Annotated in this window: 15 protein-coding genes; 11 read left to right on the top strand and 4 right to left on the bottom strand. The window is 65.3% G+C overall.

What is annotated here, in order from left to right:
* The first annotated feature begins 15 nt into the window (after positions 1-15).
* Positions 16-810 (top strand): GntR family transcriptional regulator, encoded by a 795-nt coding sequence (locus OG716_RS17940; protein ID WP_405138708.1) that lies wholly within the window; start codon positions 16-18, stop codon positions 808-810.
* A 3-nt stretch (positions 811-813) separates the two neighbouring features.
* Here OG716_RS17940 and OG716_RS17935 read toward each other — a convergent pair whose 3' ends face one another.
* Positions 814-1,809: an amidohydrolase family protein gene (locus OG716_RS17935; protein ID WP_405138707.1), complete on the bottom strand. Its 996-nt coding sequence runs from the start codon at positions 1,807-1,809 to the stop codon at positions 814-816.
* 433 nt (positions 1,810-2,242) lie between these two features.
* On the opposite strand from OG716_RS17935, the gene OG716_RS17930 reads away from it, so the two are divergent.
* From OG716_RS17930 to OG716_RS17890, 9 genes are all read left to right on the top strand, one after another.
* The gene (locus tag OG716_RS17930) at positions 2,243-3,649 is read left to right on the top strand and encodes an amidohydrolase family protein (RefSeq protein WP_405138706.1); all 1,407 of its coding nucleotides are present in this window, start codon (positions 2,243-2,245) and stop codon (positions 3,647-3,649) included.
* A gap of 69 nt (positions 3,650-3,718) precedes the next feature.
* Entirely contained in the window at positions 3,719-5,212 is a 1,494-nt protein-coding gene (locus tag OG716_RS17925; RefSeq protein WP_405138705.1) for a uracil-xanthine permease family protein, read from the top strand.
* On the top strand, positions 5,209-6,564 hold the full coding sequence (locus tag OG716_RS17920) for a nucleobase:cation symporter-2 family protein (protein ID WP_405138704.1): 1,356 nt from the start codon (positions 5,209-5,211) through the stop codon (positions 6,562-6,564). The genes OG716_RS17925 and OG716_RS17920 overlap by 4 nt, the downstream gene beginning before the upstream one ends.
* Positions 6,565-6,613: 49 nt before the next feature.
* Positions 6,614-7,252 carry a UbiX family flavin prenyltransferase gene (locus OG716_RS17915; protein WP_405138703.1) on the top strand — a complete coding sequence of 213 codons (639 nt, stop codon included), beginning with the start codon at positions 6,614-6,616 and terminating at the stop codon, positions 7,250-7,252.
* Positions 7,249-8,652, top strand: coding sequence for a UbiD family decarboxylase (locus OG716_RS17910; protein WP_405138702.1), 1,404 nt, complete (start codon positions 7,249-7,251; stop codon positions 8,650-8,652). The genes OG716_RS17915 and OG716_RS17910 overlap by 4 nt, the downstream gene beginning before the upstream one ends.
* Positions 8,645-9,631: a CobW family GTP-binding protein gene (locus OG716_RS17905; protein WP_405138701.1), complete on the top strand. Its 987-nt coding sequence runs from the start codon at positions 8,645-8,647 to the stop codon at positions 9,629-9,631. The genes OG716_RS17910 and OG716_RS17905 overlap by 8 nt, the downstream gene beginning before the upstream one ends.
* 35 nt (positions 9,632-9,666) lie before the next feature.
* Positions 9,667-10,545: an FAD binding domain-containing protein gene (locus tag OG716_RS17900; protein WP_405138700.1), complete on the top strand. Its 879-nt coding sequence runs from the start codon at positions 9,667-9,669 to the stop codon at positions 10,543-10,545.
* Positions 10,545-11,015: a (2Fe-2S)-binding protein gene (locus tag OG716_RS17895; protein WP_405138699.1), complete on the top strand. Its 471-nt coding sequence runs from the start codon at positions 10,545-10,547 to the stop codon at positions 11,013-11,015. The genes OG716_RS17900 and OG716_RS17895 overlap by 1 nt, the downstream gene beginning before the upstream one ends.
* Positions 11,016-11,051: 36 nt before the next feature.
* On the top strand, positions 11,052-12,158 hold the full coding sequence (locus OG716_RS17890; RefSeq protein WP_405138698.1) for an XdhC family protein: 1,107 nt from the start codon (positions 11,052-11,054) through the stop codon (positions 12,156-12,158).
* A gap of 7 nt (positions 12,159-12,165) precedes the next feature.
* On the opposite strand, the gene OG716_RS17885 is transcribed toward OG716_RS17890, so the two are convergent.
* Both OG716_RS17885 and OG716_RS17880 read right to left on the bottom strand, forming a co-directional pair.
* Positions 12,166-12,819: an NTP transferase domain-containing protein gene (locus tag OG716_RS17885; protein ID WP_405138697.1), complete on the bottom strand. Its 654-nt coding sequence runs from the start codon at positions 12,817-12,819 to the stop codon at positions 12,166-12,168.
* A gap of 75 nt (positions 12,820-12,894) precedes the next feature.
* Positions 12,895-13,557 carry a DUF998 domain-containing protein gene (locus OG716_RS17880; RefSeq protein WP_405138696.1) on the bottom strand — a complete coding sequence of 221 codons (663 nt, stop codon included), beginning with the start codon at positions 13,555-13,557 and terminating at the stop codon, positions 12,895-12,897.
* Between the two features lie 9 nt (positions 13,558-13,566).
* On the opposite strand from OG716_RS17880, the gene OG716_RS17875 reads away from it, so the two are divergent.
* Positions 13,567-14,076 carry a nucleoside transporter C-terminal domain-containing protein gene (locus OG716_RS17875; protein WP_405138695.1) on the top strand — a complete coding sequence of 170 codons (510 nt, stop codon included), beginning with the start codon at positions 13,567-13,569 and terminating at the stop codon, positions 14,074-14,076.
* A 36-nt stretch (positions 14,077-14,112) separates the two neighbouring features.
* Here OG716_RS17875 and OG716_RS17870 read toward each other — a convergent pair whose 3' ends face one another.
* Positions 14,113-15,297: a hypothetical protein gene (locus OG716_RS17870; protein ID WP_405138694.1), complete on the bottom strand. Its 1,185-nt coding sequence runs from the start codon at positions 15,295-15,297 to the stop codon at positions 14,113-14,115.
* Positions 15,298-15,425: the final 128 nt, after the last annotated feature.

Here is a 15,425-nt window from a genome sequence, read left to right as displayed (position 1 = left end):
GGAGGGTGTGCCGCCGTGCCCGATTCGCCAGGACTGGAGAGCGTCTCTCCCGGTGAACTTCTCACCGACCGTACCTATGAGGCCCTGAAGGCGGCGATTCTCCGCAATCAACTGACCCCGGGCACGGCACTGAGCGTGCCTGAACTAGCCCGGCAGCTCAATGTGAGTCGCACGCCGGTACGCGAGGCGGTGCAGCGTTTGATCTATGAGGGTCTGGCCAATCACGTATCGCGCCGAGGCGCCGAGGTGAGCAAGGTAGACATCGCTGACCTGCGGCAATTGTATGTGGTGCGCGAATTGCTGGAGGGCATGTCCGCGCGATTGGCGACCGAGCGACTCGACGCCGAAGGCTTGTCCACGCTGCGGGGGATATTGGCCGAACATGAACGAGTGCTCGCCGGCGACGCGGACAATGCCGCCCATATCGAACTGGATATCCGGTTCCACCGCACCCTGCGCGAAATCGCCGCGAATACCCACCTCACGGCCGCGCTGGAACCCATTGCCGGGCGGTCGCATCTGGCGCTGCATTCGCTGTGGCGCAGCAAGGACGCCCCGCGGCTTGCGCTGGATGAACATATCCACATCGTCGATGCGATGGCCGCCGGCGATCCGGAGTTCGCCGAAACCGTTGCGCGGCAGCACATTTCCCGGCTTCGAGTGCGGCTGTCCCAGGCGACGACCCGTGACGACATGTCGAGTGAGGCACCGCGCCGGCGAAACTTCTCCCTGCTCGTCGGCGACGATGTGCCCTCGGAGTCCGAGGGGCACGCAACCCCTCGTGCGCGCTCCCTCGAGACCCCTCGCTAGCAGCTACTTCGCGGAATCCAGTGCCGCTTCCTCGGCCCAGGCCGACGGCGTGTAGCCGCTGTAGTGATCAGCGTGCGAGTTCGTGGCCGAGGCCTGTGGGACCTCACCCCGCAGGTAGGCCTCGGCCTCGGTCTTATCCTTGGGCGGCGGGGTGGGGGCCAGTCCGAGCAGTTTCGCCATATTGTTGCCCAAATAGCCCTCGAGGTCGTCCTCGGACAGGTTCAGCCCCTGTGGCGGCTCGTGGCACAGGACTTCGAGCTCGCGTGCCCACATTCCCGGCTCATTCGGCGGCGAATCGGTGCCGAATACCATTTTGCTCTTCTTCATTTCCTTCGCGAATTCCACGATTCGCGATTGGAGAAGCCAGCCGGATTCACCGATGACATTCTTCGAATCCTGGATCATCCAGAAGGCCTCGAAACAGTAGACGCCGCCGGTTTGGATACCGAAATGCCCGAGGATGAAGTTCACGCCGGGGAACTCCCGGATGATCGGATAGAACTGTGTGGGAATGGAGTACGGGCCGTCGCCGGTGTGGATCAGGACGGTAACTCCGAGCTCATCACAGACTCGCAGGGCGGGGCGCAGCCAGTCCAGTGCCCGGTCCGGGCGGTACGAGTGCATATTGGCATGGAGTTTCATCATTTTGTAGCCGTGTTCCCGCACATGGAACGCCAATTCTTCGGCGCCGTTCTCGGGTCCGAAGCGCGGGTTGTAGATGAAATTTCCGATGAAACGGTCCGGATACTTCTGTACCAGCGAAGTGATATATGCCTGGTAATCGCGGATGCCCTCGCGTCCACTGCGATTGCCCTCACGCCAGGCCGTGTTTCCCGGCGGCGGCATGATGCAACTGATATCCACTCGGCGCGGCTTGCCATTGATCCACAATGGGCCGTCCATCATATCGAGAGTGCGCTCACCGGTGAATGGTTCACCGGTGTGACGCCACGCCTCGTCGACGAGATTTGTCGGATGGACGTGCGTATCGATGATCATCGTGGCTCTCCTTGATCAGGTCGGGATGAGATCCCCGGCCGCGAATCACCGCACCTACGGGCCGCTCTGTCGACGCGGCGGCGAGCCGGCCCGACGCCGACTCGATGGCATCGAGTTCAGCACAGCGCAATCGACGTGTCAACAGATTGCATGTAATTGATGATCGGTTGATTTTCATATTTACCCAGCTCAGATGGGCTATCATTCCGCGCGCTACCAAGCGCTTCGCCGAAAGTGAGGGTTGACAGCAGCAATGGTCCCAGGTTTACATGTATTTGCGCGATCCGAGAGGGTCAAGTCGCACTGCCGGTGACCTCCCGATCCTGGGTTAAACCGTTCGGCGATCGCCAGGGCTCTGCCCTGGCCTGGGAGTCAACTCCCTTCGCCCACGGATTTGAGGCGGCTCAGCCGCCCGGGAAAGGCAGAGGCGGCCATGACACCTCCATCCCACATACGCTGCGATCTTCTTCTCACCGGCGGGACGGTGATCACCGTCGATGATGCCCGCAGCGTCCATCGACCGGGCGCAGTCGCCGTTTCCGGTTCACGGATTGTCGCGGTGGGCACCGCGGCCGAACTCGCCGACTGGCGTGCGGACACCGTGATCGACTGCAGCGGCCGGGCAGTGCTGCCCGGCTTCGTCGACGGCCACAGCCATCTGTACCAAGCACTGGCCCGCGGGCTGGGCGAGGGCATGTCGATCGTGCCCTGGCTGTGCGAGTTCATGTGGCCCTACTCCATCGCGATGACTCACGAGGACGCGGTCGCCGCGGCCCGCCTCGGCGTGATCGAGGCCATGCGGGCGGGCACCACGACCATCATCGACAACCATTACGCTCCCAGCGATTTGGCGACCACGCTCGCGGTCGCCGACGTCATCGAGGACGCCGGTCTGCGCGGTGTGGTCGCTCGCGGTGTGATCGGCGACCGCACCGAGATCGCGGCACGGCGTGGCCAGCCCTCGGGATTGTTCCGGTACAGCAATGCCGAGGAACTTGCGATCACTCGCGAAGCGATCCAGCATCGCCCGCGCGGCTCGAAGGTCGAGATATGGCCCGCCCCACTGAATCTCACATATGTGGATCAGGATTTGGTGCGCGGCTGCGTCGAGCTCGCCGCGGAGTTCGACACCCGATGGCACACCCATTGTTGTGAGAGCGGCAGTGACCCACGCAGTTACGTCGAGCAATACGGTCTGCGGCCGGTGCAATGGCTGGCCAAGGAGGGTCTGCTCGACCATCGGGCCACACTGGCCCACGCCATCTGGCTCGATGACCACGAAATCGAACAGGTCGGCATGGCGGGCGCCGGTGTGGCACACAATCCGGCCTCGAACGCCTATCTCGCATCGGGCACCATGCGGCTGCGTGAACTCCGAAACCAGGGCGCCACAGTGGCTCTCGGCAGCGACGGGCCCTCTTGCGGGCACCGGCAAGACTTGTTCGAGGCGATGAAGTTGTCGATCTTCGCGCAGCGGCTGGCAACGCTGGACCCTACCGCCGCTCGTGCCGAAGACGCGCTCGTACTCGCCACCCGCGAGGGCGCGCAGTACGCCGGTATCGATGCCGGCGTACTCGAGCCGGGCAGGCTCGCCGACATCATCGTCGTCGATCTCGACCGGCCGCACCTTCGCCCGCTCCACCGTGCGGTGAGCTCACTTGTCTACTCTGCGCGCGGCTCGGACGTCGAGACCACGATCGTCGGCGGGCAAATCGTCTACCACAAGGGTCAGTGTGTGCTCGCCGACGAAGAGGCTGCGATCGCACAGGCTCAGTATCGGGCCGAACGACTGGTCGACCGTGCCGGTATGACGGCATTGCGAATGCCCTGGTCGAACTGATCGATCCCCTTGGGCCGCAGCCCATTTCTCGACCATGTGTCTCACCGCAGGGTGGGCCCAGGAGCAGTCATGAAGTTCTTCACCCGTAGCCGTACAGCAGAGTCGCGAGACCCCGTCGATACGGTACCGCCGCTACGTCACCTGATCCCCCTCGCCCTGCAGCACGTGATCGTCGCCTACTCCGGCATGGTCACGCTGCCGCTGGTCATCGGTTTGGGCATCGGCTTGTCTCCGGCACAGATCACCACACTGGTCACCGCGAACGTATTCGTCAGCGGCGTGGCCACGCTGCTACAGACTCTCGGCCTCTTCAATATCGGCGTGAAGTTGCCCATCGTCATGGGTTCCACCTTCACCGGTATCGCTCCGGCCATCATCGTGGGCACCAACTCCGGACTACCCGCCGTATTCGGCGCGACCATCGTGGTCGGCGTGCTCACGTGGTTGGTCGCGCCCTGGTTCGCCAAGCTGACCCGGTTCTTCCCACCCATCGTGACCGGTACCACCATCGCGATCATCGGCTTCTCCCTGGTGCCGAAGACCGCGACCCTGATCGCCGGATCCGCGACGGCGGCAGACCACGGGGGAGCCAAACGATTGCTGCTCGCCCTCGGCACCATCGTGCTCGTGGTGGTCCTCGAGCGAGTCGCTCGTCCCACCATCGGCCGCTTCGCCATCCTCATTGCGCTCATCGTCGGGACATTGGCGGCGTGGCCGCTCGGACTGACCAACTTTTCCGCCACTGATGCGGCGCCGATATTCGGTGTTGTGCGACCGTTCTCCTTCGGTACGCCGACCTTCATCCTCGCCGCGATTCTCCCGATGCTCGTGGTGCAGGTGGTCAATATGGTGGAGTCGACGGGGGACACGCTGGCCACCGGCGTGGTCGTGGGGCGGAAGGTCGGCCCACCCGATATTGCCCGCGCCCTGCGCGCGGACGGTGTGGGCACCGCGATTGCCGGTGTATTCAGCACCTTCACCTTTGTGACTTTCGGCGGGAACGTCGGGTTGGTCAGCATCACGCGGGTCATGAGCCGCTATGTCGTGGCCACCGCGGGGGCGATCCTGGTGATCATCGGGCTGATGCCCAAACTCGGGGCTGTGGTCGCCTCATTGCCCGGACCGGTCCTCGGTGGGATCGGGGTGGTCATGTTCGGCACCGTGGGTGCGATCGGCATCAAGTTCATGATGGCGGCGGACTTCAGCCAACCACGAAACCATCTGATTGTGGCCATTGCCTTCGGATTCGGGCTCATGCCGGTGGGAAATCCGGACTTCTACACACGGTTGCCGGGGCCGTTCCAGACCGTGCTCACCAGCGGCATCGCGGCCGGCGCCATCGCGGCGTTCCTGCTGAATCTGCTGCTCAACGGGGTTCCGCGAGACCAGCCCGACCATGCGGAGTTCGACCGGGCACAGCTGGAACACGCAGAGCTCGGCCATGCACAGCTCGGCCACGCAGAGTCCGGCCCGGCGGTCAGCGCAGCTGACAGCGGTTCGCGGGCGGGCGAACCCGCAGACGATTCGGCCGGCCCACCGTCTGCGAGTCGAGAAGTGTTATGACAGAAGAACACTCGGTTCCAGCACCGCGAGCGGCCGAGGTGTCCGCAGTCGATGAGCGTCCGCCCTTCGCGCACCTGGTGCTCTTGGGCCTGCAGCACGCGCTGGTCATGTACGCGGGCGTCATCGTGGTCCCGATCGTTGTCGGCAACGCCCTCGGCCTGTCCGCCGCGGAGATCGCCGACCTGGTCAGCACGGACCTCGTCCTCGCCGGTATCGGCACTCTGCTGCAAGCGCTGGGTCTGTGGAAATTCGGCATCCGTATGCCGCTGGTGGTCGGCGCGGCGTCCAGCGGAATCGTGCCCATGGTGCTGGTCGGCCAGAGCCGGGGACTTCCGACCGTCTACGGCTCTCTTCTTGCCGCAGGCGTGATCTGGGTGCTGGTTGCCCCCTGCTTCAGCAAGCTGTTGACCCTGTTTCCCGCGGTGGTGACCGGTACGGTCATCGCGCTCATCGGCCTGACTCTCATTCCGGTAGGACTGCGGCTCATCGCGGGACCCGATCCGAGCGACCCCGGTTACGGCGGGCTCAGCCGCCTCGGGCTCGCTGGTTTCACCATGGCTTCGATGGTGATATTCCGGCGGCTCTTCCGCGGCATCCTCGGGCAGCTCGCCATCCTTTCGGCGTTGGTCATCGGGGCGATTGTCGGATGGTCAACGGGGACAGGCAGTCTCGCACACACCGGTGCGGGTCCGATCGTGGGAATGATGAGCCCGTTTCATTTCGGCGCCCTGCAGTTCCATCTCCCATCGATCCTGCTATTTCTTGTTATTGCCTTCGTGCTCATGGTCGAAGGCGCGGGGCAGGGGCTGGCTGTCGGCGAGGTGGTGGGCAAGCAGGTCGAGCCGGACGACATCGCACGACTGCTGCGCGTGGATGGCCTCATGACGGCATTGAGTGGTGTGTTCAATGGTTTCGTCTACACCACGTTCGGCCAGAACATCGGCCTCATCGCGCTGACCAAGGTCCGGAGCCGATATCCGGTGGCGATCGTGGGCGTGATCCTGTTGGTACTGGGCATTGTTCAGCCCGTCGGCCGGGTGGCGGCCGCGATCCCGGAGCCCGTGATCGGGGCGGCCGCAGTGGTCACCTTCGGAGCATTGACGGTCTCCGGCATCCAGATCCTGTCGCGGGTGGATTTCGACCGGTCCAGCAATCTGATGATCGTCATGCTGTCGCTGGGAATCGGTCTGATTCCCGCGTACGCACCGCGCTTCTATCAGCAACTGCCCACCATGGCCGAGGTGTTCTTCAAGAGCGGCGTCGCCACCGGCACAGTTCTCGCGGTTGTGCTCAACCTCGTCTTCCACGCGCGCCGCCGCGACCCCGACGGCGCGCGTGTACCGGCCGATTAGGCCCTCGCGCATGCCATTTCAGAGCCAAACCATCCTGAGAAAGACCGTCATGTCACACGAATACGGCGACGGCGCCGGCCCACCCGACAAGCCTCGGCTGATCATCGGTGTCACCGGCGCCAGCGCACCGCACCTGGCAATCCATCTGCTCACCGCCCTCGCACGACTGAATACCGTGGAGACAAACCTGGTGGTATCCCGGGCGGCTCATCGCACTCTCGAACTCGAGGCCGGCCTGCGGGCCGACGACCTCGCCGGGCTCGCGGACGTCTACCACCAGCGCGGGGATATCGCGGCGACCATCGCGTCCGGATCCTTTCTCACCATGGGCATGGTCGTGGTCCCCTGCTCGATGAAGACGCTGGCCGGTATCGCGCTCGGCTATTCGGAGGATCTGCTCACGCGAGCGGCTGATGTCTGCCTCAAAGAGCGCCGCCGCCTGGTACTGGTCACTCGCGAGACACCGCTGAGTCTCGTGCATCTGCGCAATATGACGGCGGTGACCGAAGCGGGTGCGATCGTGCTGCCTCCGATGCCCGCGTTCTATCAGCGGCCCGCATCCATCGAGGACTTGCTCGCGCATGTGAGCGGCAAAATCCTCGACCAATTCGGCATCGAGCACGACCTGTCTCCGCGATGGCGCGGCGCGGGATCGGCGACCCAATTGACCGGAGGGATGGTCCGATGACCTATTCGGAACTGTCGCGGCGACAGGACCCGCACGCCTTTCTCAATGACTACCTCGCGGCATATCCCGAGGACGTACTGACGGTCGAGGATGCCCTCGACGCGGATCAGGGCGTCACCGGATTGATCTATGAACTTGCCGCCCGGGGACGGGAGGAGATGCTGCTGTGCCGCAAGGTCGATGGCGTCGCGGTCCCCGTGGTGAGCAACGTGTTCGCCTCCCGCCGCCGAATCGCGCGGTTGCTGGATGCCGGTCCGGAGAGTCTGCACGAGGCGTTCACGACTCGAGCGGCACAACCGCTGGCCCCGCGGTACGTCGATTCGGGGCCGATTCTCGAAGTCGTGCAGTCGGGCGCGGACGTCGACCTGGCGACGGTGCCGATGCTCCGGCACTTCGCCTCGGACCGGGCGCCCTACATCACCAGCGGCATCATCGTCGCTGAGGATCCCGATACCCGTGCCGGAAATTTGAGCTATCACCGCTCGATGATCCACTCGCCCAACGAATTGGCGACCAGCCTGCATTCGCGCGGCGATCTGTGGCGCATCCTGACGCGGTATGCCGAACTGGGTGAGCCGATGCCGGTCGCCATGGTGATCGGCGGGCATCCACTGTTCATGCTCGCCGCGTCCGCGCGGGTCGGCTACGACGTGGACGAACGCTTGATCGCCGGTGGCCTGCTGGGCGAACCACTCGAGGTGGTGCCGACCCCGAAGTACGGCATCGCGGTTCCGGCCTGGTCGGATTTCGTGCTGGAGGGCACGATCGATGCCGCCGCGCACGCGGCGGAAGGCCCGTTCGGCGAGTTCTCCGGCTACTCCTCGAACCGGTCCACCAACAACCTGATACAGGTCTCGACGATCATGCGGCGACGGCGGCCGATCCTGTTCGACGTCGAGGGCGGCAACACCGCGGAGCATCTCAATCTGGCCAGAATTCCGCGCGAGTCGGAGATGGCGGAGAAGCTCAAATCGCGGTTCCCGGATGTGACCGCCGTGCACTATCCGACTTCGGGGACCCACTTCCACTGCTATGTGGCGCTGCGGCAACGCAGGCCGGGGCAGGCCCGTCAGGTCATGCTGGGGCTGCTCGGCTGGGATCCATACGTCAAGACGGTTGTTGCCGTCGACAGCGATATCGACATCACCGACGACGCGGCGGTGCTGTGGGCGCTGGCCACCCATTTTCAGCCGCACCGCGACATCCTGACCGCCGGCGGACTTCCCGGATCACCCCTGGATCCGTCCTCGACCAGTGACGGGACCACGTCCCGCATGGGACTCGATGCGACGCGCGGCCCGGGCTTCGAAGGCCGGCGGATCGAAATCTCGGAAGACGCGCTGGCCCATGCGCGAAAAATCCTCATGCCGAACACACCCCTCGGAGGAATCCATGCCTGACCACGCCAAAATCCCGGTAACCGTCCTGACCGGATTTCTCGGTTCCGGAAAGACCACCCTGGTCAATCACATTCTGACGGCGAATCATGGCCACCGAATCGCGGTGATAGAGAACGAATTCGGCGAAATTCCCATCGACAACGATCTCGTGCTGAACGCGGACGAGAAGATCATCGAGATGAGCAACGGCTGCTGCCTGTGCTGTACGGCCCGCACCGATCTGATCGAAATCCTGCACTCCCTCCTGGCCCGCAGCGACCGCTTCGATCGCATCCTCATCGAGACCAGTGGGCTCGCCGATCCGAACCCCGTAGCTCAGACCTTCTTCGTGGATGAGGAGATCTCGCAGCACTTCGCACTCGATGCGATCCTCACGCTGGTCGATGCCAAACATGTCCGGACCCACCTCGCGGAGGTCGATCATCACGGTGTCGGATCACAGGTATTCGATCAGATCGCGTTCGCGGACCGGATCGTGATCAACAAGGTCGATCTGGTCGATGCCGAGTCGGTGCGCGCGGTCGAGGAAGCGGTGCGTGCGATCAATGCGACCGCGGACATCATTACCTCCGAATACGCAGCGGTCGACCTTGCCGATGTGCTGGGAATCGGCGCGTTCGACATGGCGCGCACCATGGCCGGCGATCCGCACTGGCTCGACGAGGACACCCATCAGCACGACCCGGAGCTGACCTCGGTCGGCGTCGAGCTCGACGGCCGGGTCGATCATCGCGCGCTGGAGTCGTGGCTGTCCGCTCACCTGGCCGAACGGGGTGATGACGTGTACCGGATCAAAGGACTGTTCGCCGTCGAAGACGATGCCCGCCGATTCGTCCTGCAGGGCATCCACGCTTCCTTCGATATCCGGCCGTCGGCGCCATGGCAGGGCGAAAACTACACCGGCAAAGTCGTTTTCATCGGCCGTGACCTCGATCGCGACGAGCTCACCCGCGGCCTGCGGTCCTGCCTCGCCTGGTGATCGAGATTCTCTTCAACTCATAGGAGTCTTCTCAGATGGAATTCTTGCGACCTGCGACCTGGGCAGATGCTTTGGCCGCCAGGGCCGACTATCCGGATGCGGCGCCGATCGCCGGCGGTACGGACGTGATGGTCGAGCTCAATTTCGACCTCAGGCGACCACCGGCCCTACTGGATCTGACGCGTGTCGGAGAGCTGGCAGAGTGGACGGTCGTCGAGGGCGTGCTGCGTATCGGCGCCGGCGTCACGTACTACCGGCTCATCAGCGAACTGGGCGCCCGATTGCCCGGATTGGCAATGGCCGCACGCACTGTCGGCTCGCCGCAGATCCGCAATCGGGGGACCGTCGGCGGCAATCTGGGCGCGGCTTCCCCTGCCGGGGACGCGCATCCGTCACTGCTTGCCGATGACGCGGTCGTGGAGGCGCATTCGGTCCGCGGCATCCGTCATATTCCGATCACCGACTTCTACACCGGCGTCAAACGCAACGCTCTGGCGCCCGACGAGCTCATCGCGGCATTCTGGGTCCGGCCCGCCACGGGCCCGCAGCAGTTTTCCAAGATCGGCACGCGAAACGCGATGGTCATCTCGGTCACCGCCTTCGCGTTGTCGCTGCGTCCCGACCGCCGAGAAGTCGGCACCGGATTCGGTTCCGCGGCACCCACACCGCGTCGGGCCACCGCCGCCGAACAGTTCCTCAGCGACGAACTCACCGCCAGCGGACGGTGGGAATCCCGAACCGAACTCGACCCCACCGTAATCCGCCGCTTCGGAGAATTGGTCGCCGAGGCTGCGGCACCCATTGACGATGTGCGCGGCACCGCGGAGTACCGCCGTCACGCGCTGTCGGTGCTGGCCCGGCGAACCCTCGCGTGGACCTGGAAAGACTATGTGACAGAAGGGAAGGCGGCCTGATGCGTGTCACCTTCACCGTCAACGGCGCACCTGTGACCGTCGACGACGTGCGTGCGGGCGAGAGCCTGCTCTACATGCTGCGTGAGCGAATGGGCCTGCCCGGCTCCAAGAATGCCTGCGAACAGGGTGAGTGCGGTTCCTGCACAGTCATTGTGGACGGCACCACTGTCTGCTCGTGCCTGGTCGCGGCCGCGCAGTCCGAGGGCCGTTCGGTGCGGACCGTCGAAGGTCTCGCCGAGGGCGCACAGTTGAATCCGATGCAGCAGGCGTTCGTCGAGGCCGGTGCCGTCCAATGTGGCTTCTGCACACCGGGTCTCATCGTGCAGGCGCATGATCTGATCGAGCGGAACCCGGAGCCCTCCGATGTGGAGATTCGGGAGGCGCTGGCCGGAAACCTCTGCCGCTGCACCGGTTACGAGAAGATCCTGGTTGCGGTCCGCCTGGCCGCCCAGCGAAAGGCGGCCGGGTGACAACCAACCGCATCGAACAGGTCCGAGGACGCTGATATGCGCGATATCGCGGCACAACTTCTGGAATGGCATGTGGCGCAGCAGAATTACGCCATCGCCACCGTTACCGGAATCCGTGGCAGCGCGCCCCGGCCGGTAGGTGCGGCTCTGGCGGTGAACTCCGACGGCACGGTCGTCGGGAGCATCTCGGGCGGCTGTGTGGAGGGTGCGGTGTACGAGCTGTGCCGCGAGTCGTTGCACACCGGTGAGCCGATCCGGGAAACCTTCGGCTACAGCGACTCCGACGCCTTCGCTGTCGGATTGACCTGCGGCGGGACCATCGAAGTCTTCGTGCAGCCGGTCACCTCTGCCAATTGCGCCGCCTTCGAGGCGATTCTGCGTTCCGAAGAGCCCGTGGCCCTGGTTCGCGACCTGAAAACCGGTGCGGCTATGGCGCTGGGCTCCTGGTGGACGGTTGGTGAGAGCTTCGACGACACGGTCGTCGCCGAGGCCCGGGCCATGCTCGATGCGGGAGCGACCGGTGTCCGCACTCTCGGCTGCGACAGTGCCGAGACCACTGTGTTCGTGGAGTCCGCGGTACCGCCGCCGCGGATGATCGTCTTCGGCGCAATCGATTTCGCCGCCGCGGTCGCCCGCATCGGTAAATTCCTCGGCTACCGCGTCACCGTCTGCGACGCCCGGCCGGTATTCACGACTCGAGCGCGTTTCCCGGACGCCGACGAGGTCGTGGTGGCGTGGCCGCACGCCTATTTGGCCCGTACCCGAGTGGATGCTCGCACCGTATTGTGCGTGCTGACGCACGATGCGAAATTCGATGTGCCCCTTCTCGGAGTGGCATTGCGCATGTCAGTGGCTTTTGTGGGAGCGATGGGGTCCCGGCGCACTCATGACGATCGGCTCGCCCGACTTCGTGCGATCGGCGTGACGGAGGCCGAACTCGCGCGGCTGCGGTCGCCCATCGGCCTGGACCTCGGTGGCCGCACCCCCGAGGAAACAGCCGTCTCCATCGCCGCCGAAATCGTGGCCGTGCGCCGCAGTGGCTCCGGCGTACCGCTGGGCGCGAGCGGCGGCCCCATTCACCGCGATACCGTCCCCATCTCCGGCCTATCGATTCCCGATGGGCTGAAAATCTCTGCGAAGTAGTCGCTGATCACCTCGTGCTGGATTGGTAGTCCTGATCGATCCCTGTCGCAAGGTCGTCACACCTGACCCGTACCGCATCCGGTCTTTCGCGCAAATAGGTCCCCGCTCCAGTGTTTCCGGTGGCAGTGGCCAGCACGCCCGCCCAGTGCCCCCGGCCCAGTACCACAGGGTGGCCGGGGAGCTTCCCGAAAACCGCGCGCGCCAATCGGCTTTCGGAGCCTCTGGCTGCGGCCAGCACCCGGGCCACCACCTCCGGTCCGACGTCCGGAGTGTCCACCGGCATGACCGCCGCGAACTCCGGCGGCGCACTACCGCTGCCGGAGTCTTTTGCCGTTCCAAGGCTCGCCACCGCGGCCAGGCCCGCCCGCATCGAGGCACTCAGGCCGATGGCCCAGTCCGAGGCCCACACCGGATGGACGCCCGCGGGCAGTGGCATGCGAGGAGTCCGCGAGATGAGCCATGCGGGCTCGTGGGCGGTCTGGTCACGCTGTGCGGGGCCGGTCGCGCCCAGCACCACGAAGACCCGGTCGCAGCCGCCCTCTCGGAGCGCCCGCACCGCCGAATGCAGCCAGGCCCCGTTCTCGGCCAGGGCTTTCGGCATGCCGTACCGGGTGCCGGCGCCCGCCGCCAGCACAATGCCATCGCAGCGTTCTGGGGTCATGCTCGCGAGGGTAGCGTCGCATGCTGATATTTGCCGCTCGAGGGGGCACACGCTGGGGACCGGACCCAACCGGGCTCAGTCGTTGCCCGGAAACCCCGGCTTGCGCGCGACTCCGACGATCTGGAAGCCGAGGGCGATCAGATACAGCAGGCCGGGGAAGGCGGCGATGCGCTCCCACAGTCCGAACTGCGCCGGTCCGCCGAACTTGGCCAGCATGAAGCCGATTCCCACGATCGCCGTCGTCCCGAGGGCTGATCCCAAGGCCCCGAGCAGGTTCCACCGGTCTGCGCGCCACAGCGCCGCGCCGATCATGAATGTCCCGAAGGCGAGGCTCCCGATCGCTATCGTCGCGCCCAGCACGTGCATGGTCTTGCCGGTGTCCTCGGGATTGAATGCGACCAGGCACAGGCCGATTCCCGCGATGAAGACCAAACCCAGCCCGAACGTGGCGATCCGGCTCGGCGGCAGCGCGGGTTTCACGAGTGCTGCCCCCAAAGAAATGCACACCCCGGCGATAGTCCACGAGATATTGGTCGCCACGTGCCATGGCGAGCACACCCACACCTGGAGCTGATCGGAGCGATGGCACGTCGCGGCCCCCAGATCGCTGATCGCATTGCGCGACCAGCTGTAGGGGGTGGTCCATCGACTCTGCGATACAACCAGCATGACGAAGTACTGCACCACCAGGATCCACGCGATACCGCCGATCACCGTCTGACGAGTGCGAGCGTTCATGGCTCCTCTGTGGTTGTCGTGGCGGCCGGCGTTGTGCGCGCCCCGTTTGCGCCCCGGTGTCCAGTAGCTGATCTTTGCCTTCGGTGCGCGGTGGTTTGCGGTGCCGCCCGCGATCTTCTTCTTGGTCCTGATGCCGATTGTGCTCGTCTCCGCCCTGATCGGGATTCTGCAGCATATTCGGTTGCTGCTCCACGTCGAGGAAGCCGAAACTCGGGACAAGTCTTCCTTTTTCGAGATGCCGGCCGACCACATCTGCTCGGCTTCCGGATCGCGATCACCGTCGCCGCCATGCTGAAGCTGCACAGCCGCCAGGCCCCACTGTCGACCCACGCCATGGCCATCCTCTCCACCTACCTGGTGTCCTTCGCCAACCTCACCACCATCGCCATAGTCACCGGCGCGGTCCGCATCATCGATCCCGGCCAAGGCGCCGTTGTCGCACGCAAGGGACTGCGGCTGATCTACAGCGCCACGCTGGCGAGCCTGATCAGCGCGACCGTCGTCGGGCTGGTGCAGTAGGCCGCCGGGTCCGGTATCGAGTATGGATTCCGATTGCTAACCCCCGTGCAGCCAGCGGTCTTTCAGCGCGAGGTGGTTGTCCCACCAGGCCTGGACCTGCGCGGGGTCCGAACCGGCGGGCGGGGGCGGGGATTCGCCGGGGAAGAGCCAGTTGGCTTCCGGTGCACCGACTTTGGTGGAGGTGGGCGGGGCATCCGAGGTAGTCGGGTCGGTGGTGGTGGTTTGAGCAGGCTCGGTGGTGGTGGGGCGCGGAGGATGGGAGTGTTTCGGGGGAGTGGTGGCGACCGGCGCGGGGTTGTCGGTGACCGGGTCCGGCGCTGGGATCGGTGCGGGGTTGTCGGTCGCAACCGCCGGCGGCGGCGGGATCGGTGCGGGGGCTTGCGTTGTGGGAGGTAGTGCGGCGCTGGAGCCGGCGGGGGTCATGTGGACCTGTGCCACCGAGGCGGTGTGTTCGCGGATCTGCACCAGGGTGAAGCCGGTGGCGGCGAGTGTCGCCGCGGCGACGGCGACTCCCAGCAAGACCAGGCCGGGGCGGCGGTTTCCCTTGGGGACTTCGGCTTCCAGTTGTCGCGGCTGTCCGGCCACCACCAGTGCGCCGCCGCGAGCCGCCGCGTTCGCGGCGTCGGGCGCCTCGGTGACGGGCATGGTGAATCCGAGCCGCACCGCCTCGGCGACAGCGGGATCGGCCAGCGCCGAACCGCAGACCAGGACTGCGTCCGGCCGTAGACCCATCGCGTCCAGGATCGGCCGGATCCGCCCGATCGCCTCCTGTGTGCTGGGTGCGTCGACGACACCGGTGGACCAGGAGTCCGCCGCCATGATCTGGGTGCGCCGGGGCGTGGCCAGCACGAATGCGGTGTGATGATCGAGCAGTTCGAGCACCATCAGACTCCCGGTGCCGGCTGCCTCCTGTGCCAGGGCCAGCAGTGCGACCTTGATCGAAACGTGTGAGGCGCGCTGCCATTTCCCGCCGGCGAGCGCCGAGACGGTGGCGCGCCGTTCGGTGACCGTGCGGTATACGACGGCCACATCGCTGATCTCCGGTGCGTCCCGGGCGAGCGCGTCGAGCACTTCGAGAACGACGGTATCGACCGGTTCATCCCGCACCGGCTGTTCCAGTACGCTCGACGCCGGCGAATCCCGCTGCCTGCCTGCCGGATCCGGCAGTAGTGCCCCGCGCACCACCGACCGTTCCGCTGAAATCCCGCCGAAAAACCGCATTCGATCAACCTCTGTTTGAAAATGCACTTCTTCGGTAGTTCGTCATGCGCGGTCGAAACGATTGGTCGAAAGCCCAACTTTCCGGAAGCGGTGTCCGGAGGGCCCGGCCGGCCGCAGATTTCCGGGAC

It is taken from the genome of Nocardia sp. NBC_01388, from assembly GCF_045040085.1.
Taxonomy (GTDB): Bacteria; Actinomycetota; Actinomycetes; order Mycobacteriales; family Mycobacteriaceae; genus Nocardia.
This window is presented reverse-complemented; position numbering and strand designations above follow the sequence as displayed.

Coding starts and splice junctions, on each gene's coding strand:
- OG716_RS17925 (WP_405138705.1), top strand. CDS start 3,719: ATGAAGTTCTTCACCCGTAGCCGTACAGCAGAGTCGCGAGACCCCGTC.
- OG716_RS17935 (WP_405138707.1), bottom strand. CDS start 1,809: ATGATCATCGATACGCACGTCCATCCGACAAATCTCGTCGACGAGGCG.
- OG716_RS17930 (WP_405138706.1), top strand. CDS start 2,243: ATGACACCTCCATCCCACATACGCTGCGATCTTCTTCTCACCGGCGGG.
- OG716_RS17880 (WP_405138696.1), bottom strand. CDS start 13,557: ATGAACGCTCGCACTCGTCAGACGGTGATCGGCGGTATCGCGTGGATC.
- OG716_RS17920 (WP_405138704.1), top strand. CDS start 5,209: ATGACAGAAGAACACTCGGTTCCAGCACCGCGAGCGGCCGAGGTGTCC.
- OG716_RS17870 (WP_405138694.1), bottom strand. CDS start 15,297: ATGCGGTTTTTCGGCGGGATTTCAGCGGAACGGTCGGTGGTGCGCGGG.
- OG716_RS17910 (WP_405138702.1), top strand. CDS start 7,249: ATGACCTATTCGGAACTGTCGCGGCGACAGGACCCGCACGCCTTTCTC.
- OG716_RS17895 (WP_405138699.1), top strand. CDS start 10,545: ATGCGTGTCACCTTCACCGTCAACGGCGCACCTGTGACCGTCGACGAC.
- OG716_RS17900 (WP_405138700.1), top strand. CDS start 9,667: ATGGAATTCTTGCGACCTGCGACCTGGGCAGATGCTTTGGCCGCCAGG.
- OG716_RS17890 (WP_405138698.1), top strand. CDS start 11,052: ATGCGCGATATCGCGGCACAACTTCTGGAATGGCATGTGGCGCAGCAG.
- OG716_RS17905 (WP_405138701.1), top strand. CDS start 8,645: ATGCCTGACCACGCCAAAATCCCGGTAACCGTCCTGACCGGATTTCTC.
- OG716_RS17915 (WP_405138703.1), top strand. CDS start 6,614: ATGTCACACGAATACGGCGACGGCGCCGGCCCACCCGACAAGCCTCGG.
- OG716_RS17885 (WP_405138697.1), bottom strand. CDS start 12,819: ATGACCCCAGAACGCTGCGATGGCATTGTGCTGGCGGCGGGCGCCGGC.